Genomic DNA, 13,890 nt, shown 5'->3' on the forward strand with positions numbered 1-13,890 from the left:
GGCTGTTTTGAAATGAACTCGTTCCGGAAATTTGATTCGTGTCGTCAGGGCTTCTGGTCGGCGGTGTCGGCGAGCCAGTTGTGCAGCCAGGTGGTGGCGGTGGTGCCGTCGGCGTCGACGACGTAGTGCGGGTAGGACTGGTGGACGCCGGAAGCCAGGAAATCCTGGACCTGGCGGAGCCATTGCTCGCTCGCGGGGTCGTCGGCCGGGGCGGACAGGATGGCGGCGCCGCCCTGCCAGAGGGCCTCGTTCAGAATGGATTGCAGGGTCATCGCGTAACTCGGGATCTGGACCGGATCCTGCGCTGTCAGCTGGGTGAGCAGACCGGCCGAGCGCCCGGCCAGATCGTCGTTGGGGACCGAGCAGTAGAGATCGCCCGCGGCGCAGAAGGTGCGGACCTTCGGGCTGAGCCAGCCGAAGCCGCCGGCGCGCGCTCCGCCCGCGCCGGTGCCGGGGACCTGCGGGCCGATCAGCGCATCGGTGGGGGAGCGGCGCGGGTCGGAGATCAGCCCGACCGCGACCACCCGATCGGGCGGGACCACTCCCAGCCCGGTGCCGATCTCCGCGGCCAGGTCGCCCGCGGCGTCGGCGCCCTGGCTGTAGCCGATGAGTGCGAAACGCGTTGCGGCGCAGCGTGCCGCGGTCCCGGCGAGCAGCGCCCGCGCGGCATTCACGGCTTCCCGTTTGGAGCTGCCGTAGACCTCGCCGTCCCAGGGGAAGGCGGTGGCGGGATAACTGACGTAGTCGGCGTGCACCGTGGTGGGCAGCCCGCGGGTGACCTGCGAGAGCATGCCCTGCTTCGGGTTCTCGATGGAGGTCTCCCAGGTGCCGGGGACGGCTATGACAGAGAGGCCCGGGCAGTCGGCGGGCGCGGCCTGCCCGCTGGGCGCGCCGGTGACCGTCAGGATTCCGGTCGCGGCCGCCACGACGGCCGCGAGAGCGCCGCCGGCCACCCGGAATGTTCGCAGTGCTCGAAAGGACAAGGCCCACACCCTTTGTTCGAATCGTTCGGACGACTTTTCCACCGCAGGGTCGTGCTCGGTGCAACATACCAAAGGAACTGGTTGGTCCCGCCGCTGATTGCGCGGGAAACGCCGGTAACCGGACGGATCGGATATCTCGGACTTGCCTTCGGGGAACCCCGGTTCGGCGTTGGTCCGCCCGAATTCGATTGCGCCGTATCGAGTTCGATGACGGTAATTCCTCGAATTGCGCAGACCGGCAGCACTGATATCGAAACGCTGCCCGTGTGACACGTCGATCTCGAAATGCCGTGGTTTGCCGATTCGGGCCTTGCCCTCGTCGGATTGCCGGTGTTGTTGCGGGACACGACGGTGGAAATTGTGGCAGCATTCCGTCCTGGGCGTTGCCCCGGCCGCGATCTCGGACTGTTGTCCGACGAAACGGCGGGGGCGGGAAGGAAGCCGGGCGGCTATGACGGGCCGTGTAGGAAGTATCGACGAGAGGCAGGCGGTCGCGCTTCCCTCGTTCGGCGAACTGCTGCGCCGGTTGCGCGACGATCGGGGCGTCTCCCGGGAACGCCTGGCATTCGCGGCCGGAGTGAGCGCCAGCTATATCACGCAGCTGGAGAAGGGCGGGAAAGCCAAGCCGACCCGGGCGGTGGTGGACGCGCTCGTGCGGTGCCTGGAGTCGTGGAATCCATTGTCGGCCACGGAGCTTCGCTATCTCCACGATCTGGCGGGACTGGAGATCGGCGGCCATCCGACGGTCGCGGAGTTGCGGAAGTCGATCGACGCCGACGTTCTGCGAGTGCTCGCGATGCACCGGCCGAACCTGGCCGCGCTGTACGACATCCGCGGGAATGTGCTGGCCGGGAACGAAGATTGGGCGCAGGCGTTGCCCGGATTGCGCGAGGTCGGGAATCTCTACCGGTGGATGTTCGCCGATCCCATGGCCCGGGAGGTGATGGTCGACTGGGAATCCGATGTCCGGCAGTCGGTCAGCTGGCTGCGGGGGACCGTGGGGTCGGCCGCGGATCCCGGCGGATTCGCCGGGATTATGCGGGAGCTCGGCGCCTTTCCGGATTTCCGGCGATTCTGGGCCACGGGCGATGTGGGATTCGCGCCGCCCGTGCACACCATGCGGCTGCGCGATCGGAGCACGGGCGCGGTGCGGAGCTTCCGGGTGCAGGTCGGCGTGCTGAACACCGAGCTCTATCCGGGCCACATCGTCGCTTCGGTCGCGCTGGCCGTCTGAGGCGGTGCGGCGACTAGCCGGCCGGCCGGAGGATCACGACCGGAATCTCCCGTTCGGTCCAGGCCTGATAGGTGTCGAAGTCGGCGTATGCGTCGACGAGCCGGGGCCACAGCCGGGCGCGCTGTTGCGGATCGGCGGTGACGGCGTGCACCGGGAAGCGGTCGGCGCGGATCTGGATGTGGGTGTCCGGATCGGCGCACAGATTGCGGTACCACTGCGGGTGTTTGGGGAGCCCGCCCTGCGAGGCCACCACGATGGTGTCGGGCCCGTCGGTGATGTAGAGCAGCGGGACGGTGTAGACGGCGCCCGTCTTGCGCCCGCGGTGTTCGAGCAGCAGGGTCGGCACCGGTTTGCGGAAGCCCGCACCGATGCGCCACTTTCCGCCGATGCGGCCGCCGGTGCGCCGGTAGATCCAGACCTGGGCCCGGCCGACCCGCTTGAAGATCTTGGGCAGGACGGGGGAGTCGAGCTGCGGGGGCCGGGGCGGGGTGGTGGTCATGGGCTTCCTTTCGCGTCCACTGACCATACAGTCATGGCCATGTGTATGGTCAAGGCCGGACGGTAATCTCGGCCGGGACAGTCGCGAGCGAAGGGATGGCGATCCGGTGCGCACGCATGGATGGTCGGGGGCGGCGCCGGCCGATGACACGGAGGCCGTCGAGCGCATCGTGGCCGCCGCGCGGCGGGCCATCGATCGTTCCGGTGCCGAGTTCAGCATTGCCGAGGTGGCCCGCGATCTCGGTGTCACACGTCAGACGGTGTATCGCTACTTCCCCAGTGCCGAAGCACTTTTGACGGCCACCGCCCTGGCGCAGACGGAACATTTCCTGGATGTGCTGGCGGAGCGGCTCGGTGAAATCCGCGATCCGGCGACCGCCGTGGTGGAGGGTATCGCCTATACGCTCGAGCGCCTGCCGGAGGAGAAATACCTCGGCCTGCTGTTGCGATCGGGGCGGGCCGGCGCTTTCTCGGCCGGCGTAACCTCCGATACCGCACGGTCTTTCGGGCGTTCGATACTGGAACGTTTCTCGGTGGATTGGGCCGCGGCCGGAATCTCCGGCGCCGATCTGGACGAACTCGTCGAGCACATGCTGCGGATCGTGCAGTCCTTCATCATCGATCCGGGCCGACCACCGCGGCGGGGCAAGGAGATTCGCGGTTATCTCTCGAGATGGGTTGCGCCCGCGCTACCTGGGACGCATGAGCAGTAGCCGCGCCACGGGGAGCGGGATGGGAAACCCCGGGGCCTAGCCTGCCCCGGGGTTTCGGTGTCCGCCCATTTGCGGCACGCCGACACGTTTAAGAACGGGTTGAGTCTGAAGTTAACGTGACGCTCTGCGATTGAGCTACGGCCCATTGGTGGCTGAGCCGGCGGGAGTTGAACCCGCAACCTTCACGCTGACAATCCGTTCCCTCGATTCGGCGTTCGGCGGCGAATGCTGAAACTGGAGCGAGAGTGTGAGTTTGAGGGCGCGGTGCCTCTGCCAATTGGGCTATCCCGCCGTGGATGGCGGGAGGAGGATTCGAACCTCCACTGGGCCGCTGTGCCCGTCACAGGGAACTTCGGTTTCAGCTTGCGCTCCTTGCGCACTGCCGACTGTAGACGGCGCCGCGGCGGTCGGCCAAGCGATTATCCGCTCGCCGAGCGGGCCGGGGTTGACAGAAATATGTAGACCGGTCTAGTTTTTCCGCATGGGACAGAAGGGCGCCGAAACGCGAGACCGGCTGCTGGACGCTACGCAGCAGCTGGTCGAGGCCGGAGGGTACTTCGGCGCGGGGCTCAACCAGGTGATCGCGCTCAGTGGTGCGCCGCGTGGTTCGCTGTACTTCCACTTCCCCGGCGGCAAGGACCAGCTGGTGGGGGAGTCCGTGCGACGGGCCGGCGGGGTGATCGGCGATTCCCTTGGGGCGCTTGCCGATTCCGAGTTGCCGGTGGCCGAATTGGTCGACCTGGTGTTACAGCAACTGGGGGACAGACTGGAAACGTCGGAGTGGCGGAAGGGGTGTCCGGTCGCCACCGTGGCGCTCGAGACGGCCGCCGCCAATGACTCCATGCAGCAGGCGTGCTCGGAGGTCTACTCCTCGTGGGAGGAGACCCTGCGTGCGCGGCTGGCCGGGCAGCCCGGTGCCGATGACCTGGCAACCGCGATTCTCGCCCTGATCGAGGGCGCGCTGCTGCTGGCCAGGGCGCATCGCAGCAGGGAGCCGCTGAATCGGGTCGGCAGGCAGATCGCCGTCTGGCTGCGGTGAGTGCGGGCCGGCGTGATCGCCGGCTCTCTTTTTGGCTCGAGAATATATAGACCGGTCTATTAGGAGTGGGCATGGATGCAATCGTCTTCGGCGCAACAGGATTCATCGGCCGTTCGCTGGTCGCCGAGTTGCTCGGCAGGGGGCAGCGGGTGGCGGCGGTGGTGCGGAACGACACCCTGACCCCGTGGCTCGTCGCCAAGGGGGTCGACATCGGTGGGCTGACGGTCGTCACCGCCGACATCACCGCACCGCTCACGGGGTTGCCCGAGGTGCGCGACGTGTACAACGCCGCGGCGCGGTACGCGTTCGGGCTCGACGTGCGAGAGGCGCGGGCTACCAATGTGATCGGGGCGATCAATGTGCTCGACTGGGCCGCGACCCTGCCCGGGCTGCGGCGGCTGGTGCACGTGAGCGGGTACCGGGTCAGCGCGCCGGACGGCGAGCCCGACTACGCCGGACTGGGGGCGTACGAGGCATCGAAATTCGAGGGCGATCTCGCGGTCCGGAACCGGGCACGAGAGTACGGCGTGCCGCTGACCATTGCCAACCCGAGCACCGTGATCGGGCCGGGGCAACATCTCGGGCTGGCCGGCCTGGTCCGGGATCTGTGGGAGGGGCGGCTGCCCGCAATCCCGGGTGGTCCGGAGGTTTTCGTTCCCATCGTCACCATCGACTACTTCGTTCGGTTCTTGGCGGCTGTTCCCGAATCGCCTGCGGGCGAGCATCATTGGGTGCTCGACGACACCACGCCGCGACTGCCCGAACTGGTGCGCACGGTCGCCGACCAGATGGGGGTGCGGGCGCCGCGCCGCAGCGTTCCCGTCGGTCTGCTCCGGCGCCTGCCGCGCAGGATCACCGGAGCCGATCCCGAGACGCTGTCCTTCCTCTCGACCGACCGCTATCCGACGGCTTCCGCTCGAACCTTCGCCGCCGCAACGGGTCTGGAGATGCCCTCCGCGCACGATGCGCTGCGGACATGGGCCGACGACCTGGTCGCCGAGCGCTTCGGCGCCGCGTCACCGTGGGCGCGCCCCTACGGCTTCCATACCGTGGCGGGCAGCCGGACCTGGATCGCCGGAGACAGGCACACCCCCGATCACGTGCTGCTGCACGGGCTTCCGATGAATGCCGATCTGTGGGCTCCGCTCGCCGCGCGGCTGCGCGGTTCGGTCCTGGCGCCTGATCTGCCGGGTCTGGGCCGCTCGGCCGCCTCCGGCCGGCCGGTGGAGGAGTGGCTGGGGGAGGTGCTGAGCCAGGTCCGGACGCGGCCGGTGCTCGTCGCGCACTCGCTGGCGTGTGGGCCCGCACTGCGCTATGCCGTCGAGCATCCCGACCGCATCAGCAGGCTCGTTCTGATCTCCCCGCCGTTCCTGCAGGCTCCCGGTCCGAAGTCGGCCCGCTCGCCGCTGGCGGCGTCGGTCCTCCGGCGCATGTCCACCGACCGGCTCGCCGAGATGTTGGGAGTTCCCTCGGGTCCCGAGATAGACAGTGCCGCAGCAGATTTGCGACGCCCCGGAGTCGCGCGGCGGGTAGTCGAGGCAATGCGGACCGTGCACGCCGAGCGGGCGCGGTCCCGGGAACTGCTGGAGCGGGTGAGTGTCCCGGTCGAGATCATCGCCGGGTCGGCCGATCCGCTGGTCGTGCCCGTCGGCCATCCGGTGACCGAACTGCCCGGCGCCGGACACTATCCGCAGCTCACCCACCCGGCCCAGCTTGCCGGCCATCTCGAACCGGTCCCCGGCCCGCTCCGCGGGTGACTCCGGCCGTGGACGGCGCGGGGATCAGCCGAACAGATATCCGAAGACCTCATCGCCCAGCTTGCGCTGTGTGATCTCGGCATTGTTGGCCTCTTCGCGCGCGAACTTGACTGCGTGCTGGAGCTTTTCGACGCGCTCGGTGAGTTCGTTGACACGCTTGGCGGGCAGCGCGCCGGAGAACCTGATGGTGCGCCAGTAGCCGACCACCACATCCTCGTGATACACCTCGACCTGCGCCGGATGCTTCTCCGTCGCTTCGGCTTTCACGTGGTTGCGTGGAATCTTCTTGGTGCGCACCGTCTGTACCGGCTCGGTGGCGTAGCAGTCCGCGGCGGCATCGTATTCCCACGACTCCGCGGCATCCAGCACCGGCAGTTTGCGCACGAACGTGTGCAGGTCCACCAGCTGCTTCTCCAGGAACAGCAGGTAGGTGATGGGCGCGCCCTGCACCAGGGTGCGGCCGTCCACCACCACATCGGCGGTGGCGGTGCAGTTCGCCCAGTCCTTGGTGGCCACCACGTCGAACAGTTTGGTCAGGATCTCCGCCGTGGCCTGCAGGACCTCCTCGGATCTCACCTGGACGCGCGTCGACTCGGGCGGCAGCTGCTCGCCCTCCTCGTCCTTGGGGCGGTAGGTGCGCGAAATACCGCTCAGCAGCGGGTTCTTGGCCAGTTTGTGATGGGCCTCGGTGAGGTCGGAGAAGGTCCGGGACTTGATCCCTTTCTCGACGGCGACAATCTGATTCAAACGTGTCATTCCGGCACTGTATCGGTGCGCACGCGGCAGCGACCACCGGTTTTCGGCGGTCGCTGCCGTGGGTATCCGGCTTGGCGGACAAGCGGTTTCGGCTTGTCCGTGGCGGCTAGCCGGTGACAGTGCGGATGGTCCAGAGGTCGGACGCGTTGACCGAGAGCATGTACGCGTAGGGCAGGGTGCCGTATCCGTTCCGGCCCCAGGCGGTACCCCAGGAATTGCGGATCCGGAATACCGACCGGGTGTCGTCGTATCCGACCGCGACCACGCAATGTCCGCCCACCACCTGTTCATTGGCGGCGGGCAGGGGGATGTCGCCGGTCTTGTCGACCTCCGGGGTGAAGATGCTCTCGTAGACGGTGAAGCCGAAGACGAACGGATATCCGTCGGCCAGGCACCCCTGCATCTGGGAGAGCGTGCGCGCCACCCGGGAATACTGGATGGCCCGATGCTCGGCCGCATCGGTGAAGCACTTCTGCGGCGGTTCGATCGCGAATTCCGAAATATCGTAGGGCCATTCGGATTCCGGGCAGGCGCCCACGGTGGCCACGCTCTTGATGCCGTCGCGGATCATCGCGCCCGCGTCCTGACCGACCGTGCCCTCCATGACGCGTTCGTTGTAGTAGATGAACAGCCGGGACGGCACGGATACGTCGGCCAGTTGCTCTTTCATCGCGTCGAACTGCAGTGCCCCCGCAATGCCGTTGCCGGTGCAGGAACCGAGCTTGCCCTGGTCGTAGACGGGGGCGAACTTCGAGGTCAGGTCCACGGACGGCGGCAGCTGGGCGATCGTCGCGGCCGGCGCGGCGTAGAGGTGATCGCGCTGGTCGGGTAGGTCCGGAATCCAGCCGAGCCCTTTGTTCTGCTTGATGCTGATTGCTTTCATGACGGGCGGTCCTTCGAGGGAAACGGTGAATCCGCCCGGCGGGGCGAGTTCTGATGCCCTCCAGTGCAGCCCGGGCCGCCGCGATCGGAAACCAGCGAAGTCCGAAAACATCTTCACTCGAACTGATCGGGGTATGTCTCCGAAAATCGGGTAGCCCACCACTCGTTACCCGGACGGCCGTGCGCGCGATATTCGATGGGCACGAGAAGGAGAAACTGCCGACGGCAACCGGTCATCGACCACCGGTGCCGAACGGCGCGAGGGGGTCGGTCGTGGAGCTGCGGCAACTGCGTTACTTCGTGACGCTGTCGGAGGAACTGCACTTCGGGCGCGCCGCGGCGCGCGAGCACATCGTCCAGTCGGCGTTGAGCCAGCAGATTCAGCGGCTGGAACGCGAACTACGGGTCCCGCTGGTGGAGCGCAGCACCCACCACGTGCGCCTCACCGCCGCGGGCACGCTGCTGCTGGGCGAGGCCCGGCTGATCCTCAGCCACGTCGACCGGGCCGCGGCCGCGGCGCGCACCATGACCGGGACCGATGCCGTCCTGCGGGTTGCGCAGGGGGACGCCAGTTTCGACACCATGCCGGTGGTGCTGGCCGCGGTCCGGCATCATCATCCGGAACTGGTCGAGGTGCATCAGGTCGAGGCCGGGGTGCCCGAGCAGTGCCGGTTGCTCGCCCAGGGGCGGCTCGATGTCGGCATCGGGCGTGCGACACAGCTGCCGGACGGGGTGGCGTCGGAGGTCATCCGGTTGGATCGGCTGGGTGTGCTGGTCGCCGCGGAGCATCCCTGGGCGCACCGGCACGCGGTGCCGCTCGCCGAACTGGCCGGGGAGACGCTGGTGTTCGCCGACGAATCCCGCGCACCGGAATTCAACGAGTACATCCGGGAGCTGTGCCGCACAGCGGGATTCGCGGCCAAGCCCTACCCGGGCACGGTGCACAGCGTGCTGGGCGCGGGCCGGCTGGTCCGCGACGGTCACGCGCTGGTGTGCGTGCCCCGCTCCTGTGCGCCGCTGCCGGGCCTGCGCTGGATCGCGATCGCCGAGCCCGCCTACTATCCGTGGTCGCTGCTGTGGCGCGCGAACGGCGAGACCGAGGCCGTGCGCTCCATCCGCTGCTGTGCCCGGGTACTGGGCGAGCGGCTCGGCTGGACGTCCCGCCGCGAACCCGAGGCGGCCGCGATCCCGCCCGTCACCGGTCGCCTGGCGGGCTGAGCCCGGCCGCGTGGCCGGGGTCCCTCGGTGCGGCGGAGGCCGGACCGGGTAGAAAAGGTATGGCGTCGTGGAGCGCATCCGTCGATGCCGCCGCCGAGGAGACTTCGTGCGGTCATCACAATCTTCGAACGGAGAGGCTGTTTCATGGCGACCTCGGAAGCGCGCGCTCAGATCGGCGTGACCGGCCTGGCGGTCATGGGTAGCAATATCGCCCGCAACTTCGCACGGCACGGGTACACCGTCGCCCTGCACAACCGCAGCATCGGCAAGACCGACGCGCTGCTCGAGGCGCACGGCGGCGATGGTGATTTCGTGCGCACCGAGACCGTCGAGGAGTTCGTGGCCGCGCTGGAGAAGCCGCGCCGCGTGCTCATCATGGTCAAGGCCGGTGACGCCACCGACGCCGTGATCGAGGAGCTGGCCGCGGCCATGGAGCCCGGCGACATCATCATCGACGGCGGCAACGCCCTCTACACCGACACCATCCGCCGCGAGGCGGCCATGAAGGCGCGCGGGCTGAACTTCGTCGGCGCGGGCATCTCCGGCGGCGAGGAGGGCGCGCTGAACGGGCCCGCCATCATGCCGGGCGGCCCGAAGGAGTCCTACGAGTCGCTGGGCCCGCTGCTGGAATCCATTGCGGCGCAGGTCGACGGCACCCCCTGCTGCACCCACATCGGCCCCGACGGGTCCGGCCACTTCGTGAAGATGGTGCACAACGGCATCGAGTACGCCGACATGCAGCTCATCGGCGAGGCCTACAACCTGTTCCGGGACGCGCTGGGCTTCGACGCCAAGCAGATCGCGGACGTGTTCACCCAGTGGAACTCCGGTGAGCTGGAGAGCTACCTGGTGGAGATCACCGCCGAGGTGCTCGAGCAGGTCGATGCCAAGACCGGCAAGCCGCTCGTCGACGTGATCGTGGACGCCGCCGAGCAGAAGGGCACCGGCCGCTGGACCGTCAAGTCCGCCCTCGATCTGGGCATCCCGGTGACGGGTATCGCCGAGGCCGTCTTCGCCCGCGCCCTGTCCGGCTCCCGCGCCCAGCGCGCCGCCGCCAAGGGCCTCTCCTCCGGCGCCCTCGGCGAAAAGCCCACGGATGTGGCCCAATTCACCGAGGACATCCGCCAGGCCCTCTACGCCTCCAAGATCGTCGCCTACGCCCAGGGCTTCGACCAGATCGCCGCCGGCTCCGCCGAATACAACTGGGACCTGCACCCCGGTGACCTGGCCACCATCTGGCGCGGCGGCTGCATCATCCGCGCCCGCTTCCTCAACCGCATCAAGGAGGCGTACGAGGCGGACCCGGCCCTGCCGAGCCTGATCCTCGCCCCGTACTTCCGTGAGGCCATCGAGAACGCCGTCGACAGCTGGCGTCGGGTCGTCGTGACCGCCACGCAGCTCGGCATCCCGGTCCCGGCCTTCGCCTCCTCGCTGTCGTACTACGACGCCCTGCGCGCCGAGCGTCTCCCGGCCGCGTTGACCCAGGGCCAGCGCGACTTCTTCGGCGCCCACACCTACGAGCGCATCGACGCCGAAGGCAAGTACCACACGCTGTGGAGCGGCGACCGCAGCGAAGTCCCCGCGTAATTTCCGGTAGGACAAGACGTTCTACGAGCGGAGTTCGTGCCGAATCGGCACGAACTCCGCTTCTGCGTTGAGGCCCGAATCGAATCAGAGTGGCAGGCAGAGCAACAGGGTTATTCGGTCCGGGTACGTTTCGTTGTGGACCGGGCCGGCTTGGACGCTGTATTCGCGGATTTCGCCGGAGTCGGGGTCGCGGAGGCGTTGGGTGCGGACGGGTGGGGTGAAGTCGACGCCGCCTTCGGACCAGAAGCGGCGGAAGTCGGGGAAGCGGGCCAGATCGGCGACGAAGGTGGTGAAGACGGGATCGTCGGGGGCGCGGCCGACCGTCATGCGCAGCCATTGGACGTATTGGCGGGCTTCGGATTCCCAGTCCACCTCGACGACTTTCGCCTGTTCGTTGCCGAACATCCAGCGGAAGACATTGCCCTCCTCGCGGAGGCCGGGCAGGGCCGCGTTCCAGGAGTCGTTGGAGTCGAGGACGTTTCCGCACGGGTCCAGGTAGGCGGCGAGGGCCGGTTCCAACAGGGCCAGGGCGCGCTGCTGATCCGGGGTGATGGCGGCGTGCAGTTCCTCCGGGTCGGCGGTTTCGGGTATGCGCAGCCCGGCCAGTTCGTGCAGATGCCGGCGGTCGGTGGGGGTCAGCGGGGACATCAGGTTCAGGCAGCGCATCAGGGAATCGACCACCGATCGCGTCGGGTTTCCCCGTTCGCCCTTCTCCAGGGCCGTGATGTAGCTGGCGCTCACACCCGCCGTGTAGGCCAGGTGCTCGCGGGAGAAGCCGCGTTCGTCGCGCAGCCGCCGCAGCGCCTGGCCGAAGGTCGGCACCGCGATATCCTCAGCAAACCAACCGCTTTCCTCGTCTCCGGACACCGAAGACCCGCCTTCCCAACACCCGATCGTCGCCGTTCCCGCTCGCAGTCATCGACGAGCAACCCGATTACGGATGCTGCCACATGGGTGCGATGCCGAGGAGTCGGTCAGAATATCCCGTTTGTGTTGGTTCGGGGCATTGTGACCGCGGTGCGGCCGTGCTATTGCCATGCACCGGCCGCCCGCGAGTCGGTCCGGTCAGGGCACCATCGGAAGATCGATGTAGCAGGGCCCGTGATCGCTGGACAGGGTGATGACGCTGCCGGGCTGGGTCTCGTCACCGTAGAAGTGGTCGTTGGTGTCGACGATCAGTACGACCCGATGGCCGCCGGGGACCCGATAGTCGGTGGCCTGCAGGGGAACTCGGATGGTCTTGGTCTGCTCCGGGCCGCGGTTGGCGATGGTCGCCGCGGCATGGGTGATGATCCGCAGCGCCCCGGTCACCGGGTTGTGGTCGAACAGATACGTGATCAGCGTGGCCGTCGTGCTGGACGGGGTGACGGTCAGCGCGATCTCGGGGATACCCGCGATGTGGCGGGGCCGGAGGAAGACCCGCGTGTGCCAGACCGCCGCTCGCGTGCGGTCCACCTCGGCCAGCGGCTGGCGGTTGGGCATCAGCAGGCGTTCGCGGAAGCCGTCCATCACCAGTTCGGTGGCTGCCCGGACCTGTTCGGTTCCGGCCTGGAAGCTCTGGCTCATGGTCGCCGGCTGATCCGTGACCAGGGTGCCGTCGGGGGACGCGCCGGAGGGCGCGGCGAGGTGGTAGCGGCGCACGGGATTCGACCACGCGGACAGGTCGTTCGACGAGGTCATCGTGAAGCTGTACATGGTCTCGGTGTGCACGACCCCGTCGCTGTCGATGCCGTTGTCGACGCCGAGCAGATAGTGGTCGAACCAGTCGTAGGCCGCCTCGGTGGTCCGGGTGTAGACGCCCAGCAACAAGCCGGGAATCTCCACCGCGCCATGGTCGCCGATCGCCAGATCCAGTCGCTTCGGCCCGGGGAAGCGGTCGAAGTAATCGATCAGCTGATTCTGCGGGAAGATGGTCTCGTGCCAGAAGCTGGTGAAGAACGTTGGCACCGGGCGGATCTGGTCGGCCTCGGCGGGGGAGCGGGGTCGGGCGTAGTCGAGCACCTTGTCGATATCGGTATTGGCCCGGAAGGATTCGAGCACTTTCTGCAAGTCCTCGCTGGGGCGGTCGCTGATACCGGCGAGGGCTTCGGCGGCCACGATGTGCCGGGTTCCGTTGTCGTAGAGGGCCTTACCCAGATCCGCCCAGGTGCTCAGCGCGACCACGGCCTTGACCGCCGGGTGGGCGTTGGCGACCAGCTGGCTGATGCCCGAGCCGTAGGAGATGCCCGCCATCCCGACCTTCTCCCGATCGGCGCGCAGCTCATCATGGTTCAACGCCCACTCGATAACCGCGCATCCGTCGGCCACGTCCTCGGGACCGGCGACGGTCAGCTCGCCCCCGGATCCGGGCAGCCCGCGCTCGGTGTAGGCGACCACGGCGTAACCGCGCAAGAGCAGTCGGACGACCGCGCCGGAGTACATCTTCCAGCCGGTCTTGTCGAGGCCCGCCGGCAGGACGATGAGCGGATGCGGCCCCTCCGCGCGCGGCCAGGCGATGAGCGCGTCGAGCTCGACGCCGCCCGCACCGGGAATCTGCACCTGGCGGATGCCGCACCGGTTGCGCACGGCCGCGATGTCCTCGGCGAGGTATTCGGGCACTCCGGTGGCATTGCCGGTGAGCAGGTCGTCGACGACCGCGAGAACATCGGATTCCTGGTTCGGGGCCAAAAGGCGCAGTTGACCCGGGTGAGCGTGCGACATGACAAATCCCTTCGATCCTCGGTATTCCGAACAACTTTCGAGGGCAGCGTGCGATAGACCTCCCGGAGTGGAAATTCGGCCGACGCGAGTCGTCGCCGTGCAAACGGTCCAGGGAATTCGCGAATCATTCAGGGCTGGAAGGCCTTTGCCAATCCCGAATACCGTCGATGCTACGCCGGTGACAGAGTTGCCGTGAACGATTTGGAAGTCGTGAGTTCCATTGTGTGCCAGGCGATTTGGAATAACGACTCGTCGGTATCGAGTGGTCGGTCGCCGCGCCGCGGGTTCGCGCCCGGCGTATCACACCGCAACCGGATAGTGAACTGTGAGGGTGCTGGGTATCGCCATGGAGTCCGCCCAGAGTTCGAGTTCGGGTCTCGTCCAGGGGTATTGAGCGGCAGTAACTTTCCATGCGTCTTCGAAGTACACAGTCGAAAGGTCATGAAATGGTTGCTCTGATCCTTGCCGCCGTCGGTCTCATGTCGGGCAGCGCGGTCGCCGCGGGCGCGGCGGGTAGTGCCGG

12 protein-coding genes are annotated in these 13,890 nt (G+C 67.7%); 6 read left to right on the top strand and 6 right to left on the bottom strand.

Translation table 11 applies throughout. The features are described from left to right. Positions 1-44: 44 nt before the first annotated feature. Positions 45-983 carry a cutinase family protein gene (locus tag ACWEQQ_RS19240; protein ID WP_452349121.1) on the bottom strand — a complete coding sequence of 313 codons (939 nt, stop codon included), beginning with the start codon at positions 981-983 and terminating at the stop codon, positions 45-47. Between the two features lie 451 nt (positions 984-1,434). Here ACWEQQ_RS19240 and ACWEQQ_RS19245 point away from each other — a divergent pair, with 451 nt between their 5' ends. After that, positions 1,435-2,217: a helix-turn-helix domain-containing protein gene (locus ACWEQQ_RS19245; protein WP_452349122.1), complete on the top strand. Its 783-nt coding sequence runs from the start codon at positions 1,435-1,437 to the stop codon at positions 2,215-2,217. Positions 2,218-2,230: 13 nt separating this feature from the next. Here ACWEQQ_RS19245 and ACWEQQ_RS19250 read toward each other — a convergent pair whose 3' ends face one another. Next, on the bottom strand, positions 2,231-2,716 hold the full coding sequence (locus ACWEQQ_RS19250; RefSeq protein ID WP_452349123.1) for a nitroreductase family deazaflavin-dependent oxidoreductase: 486 nt from the start codon (positions 2,714-2,716) through the stop codon (positions 2,231-2,233). A gap of 106 nt (positions 2,717-2,822) precedes the next feature. Here ACWEQQ_RS19250 and ACWEQQ_RS19255 point away from each other — a divergent pair, with 106 nt between their 5' ends. The 3 genes from ACWEQQ_RS19255 (at position 2,823) to ACWEQQ_RS19265 (ending at position 6,224) form a co-directional block, all read left to right on the top strand. Further along, positions 2,823-3,428 (top strand): TetR/AcrR family transcriptional regulator, encoded by a 606-nt coding sequence (locus ACWEQQ_RS19255; protein ID WP_452349188.1) that lies wholly within the window; start codon positions 2,823-2,825, stop codon positions 3,426-3,428. A gap of 481 nt (positions 3,429-3,909) precedes the next feature. Then, positions 3,910-4,467: a TetR/AcrR family transcriptional regulator gene (locus tag ACWEQQ_RS19260; protein WP_452349124.1), complete on the top strand. Its 558-nt coding sequence runs from the start codon at positions 3,910-3,912 to the stop codon at positions 4,465-4,467. Positions 4,468-4,538: 71 nt separating this feature from the next. Further along, positions 4,539-6,224: an alpha/beta fold hydrolase gene (locus ACWEQQ_RS19265; protein WP_452349125.1), complete on the top strand. Its 1,686-nt coding sequence runs from the start codon at positions 4,539-4,541 to the stop codon at positions 6,222-6,224. Between the two features lie 24 nt (positions 6,225-6,248). Here ACWEQQ_RS19265 and ACWEQQ_RS19270 read toward each other — a convergent pair whose 3' ends face one another. Continuing rightward, positions 6,249-6,980, bottom strand: a complete 732-nt coding sequence (locus tag ACWEQQ_RS19270) for a DUF7873 family protein (protein WP_452339509.1) — start codon at positions 6,978-6,980, stop codon at positions 6,249-6,251. 106 nt (positions 6,981-7,086) lie between these two features. After that, on the bottom strand, positions 7,087-7,863 hold the full coding sequence (locus ACWEQQ_RS19275) for a C1 family peptidase (RefSeq protein WP_452339508.1): 777 nt from the start codon (positions 7,861-7,863) through the stop codon (positions 7,087-7,089). Positions 7,864-8,135: 272 nt separating this feature from the next. Here ACWEQQ_RS19275 and ACWEQQ_RS19280 point away from each other — a divergent pair, with 272 nt between their 5' ends. Beyond that, the gene (locus ACWEQQ_RS19280) at positions 8,136-9,080 is read left to right on the top strand and encodes a LysR substrate-binding domain-containing protein (protein WP_452339507.1); all 945 of its coding nucleotides are present in this window, start codon (positions 8,136-8,138) and stop codon (positions 9,078-9,080) included. 144 nt (positions 9,081-9,224) lie between these two features. After that, positions 9,225-10,667: an NADP-dependent phosphogluconate dehydrogenase gene (gndA, locus tag ACWEQQ_RS19285; RefSeq protein ID WP_452339506.1), complete on the top strand. Its 1,443-nt coding sequence runs from the start codon at positions 9,225-9,227 to the stop codon at positions 10,665-10,667. 84 nt (positions 10,668-10,751) lie between these two features. On the opposite strand, the gene ACWEQQ_RS19290 is transcribed toward gndA, so the two are convergent. Both ACWEQQ_RS19290 and ACWEQQ_RS19295 read right to left on the bottom strand, forming a co-directional pair. After that, positions 10,752-11,489, bottom strand: coding sequence for a helix-turn-helix domain-containing protein (locus tag ACWEQQ_RS19290; RefSeq protein WP_452339505.1), 738 nt, complete (start codon positions 11,487-11,489; stop codon positions 10,752-10,754). 243 nt (positions 11,490-11,732) lie between these two features. Then, positions 11,733-13,367, bottom strand: a complete 1,635-nt coding sequence (locus ACWEQQ_RS19295) for a CocE/NonD family hydrolase (protein ID WP_452349126.1) — start codon at positions 13,365-13,367, stop codon at positions 11,733-11,735. Positions 13,368-13,890: the final 523 nt, after the last annotated feature.

The sequence above is a fragment of the Nocardia sp. NPDC004123 genome (assembly GCF_053603795.1).

What these genes read in the sequence shown, in the direction of transcription:
- ACWEQQ_RS19245 (WP_452349122.1), top strand. Translation starts at nt 1,435, where the DNA reads ATGACGGGCCGTGTAGGAAGTATCGACGAGAGGCAGGCGGTCGCGCTT.
- ACWEQQ_RS19250 (WP_452349123.1), bottom strand. Translation starts at nt 2,716, where the DNA reads ATGACCACCACCCCGCCCCGGCCCCCGCAGCTCGACTCCCCCGTCCTG.
- ACWEQQ_RS19260 (WP_452349124.1), top strand. Translation starts at nt 3,910, where the DNA reads ATGGGACAGAAGGGCGCCGAAACGCGAGACCGGCTGCTGGACGCTACG.
- ACWEQQ_RS19265 (WP_452349125.1), top strand. Translation starts at nt 4,539, where the DNA reads ATGGATGCAATCGTCTTCGGCGCAACAGGATTCATCGGCCGTTCGCTG.
- ACWEQQ_RS19270 (WP_452339509.1), bottom strand. Translation starts at nt 6,980, where the DNA reads ATGACACGTTTGAATCAGATTGTCGCCGTCGAGAAAGGGATCAAGTCC.
- ACWEQQ_RS19275 (WP_452339508.1), bottom strand. Translation starts at nt 7,863, where the DNA reads ATGAAAGCAATCAGCATCAAGCAGAACAAAGGGCTCGGCTGGATTCCG.
- gndA (WP_452339506.1), top strand. Translation starts at nt 9,225, where the DNA reads ATGGCGACCTCGGAAGCGCGCGCTCAGATCGGCGTGACCGGCCTGGCG.
- ACWEQQ_RS19295 (WP_452349126.1), bottom strand. Translation starts at nt 13,367, where the DNA reads ATGTCGCACGCTCACCCGGGTCAACTGCGCCTTTTGGCCCCGAACCAG.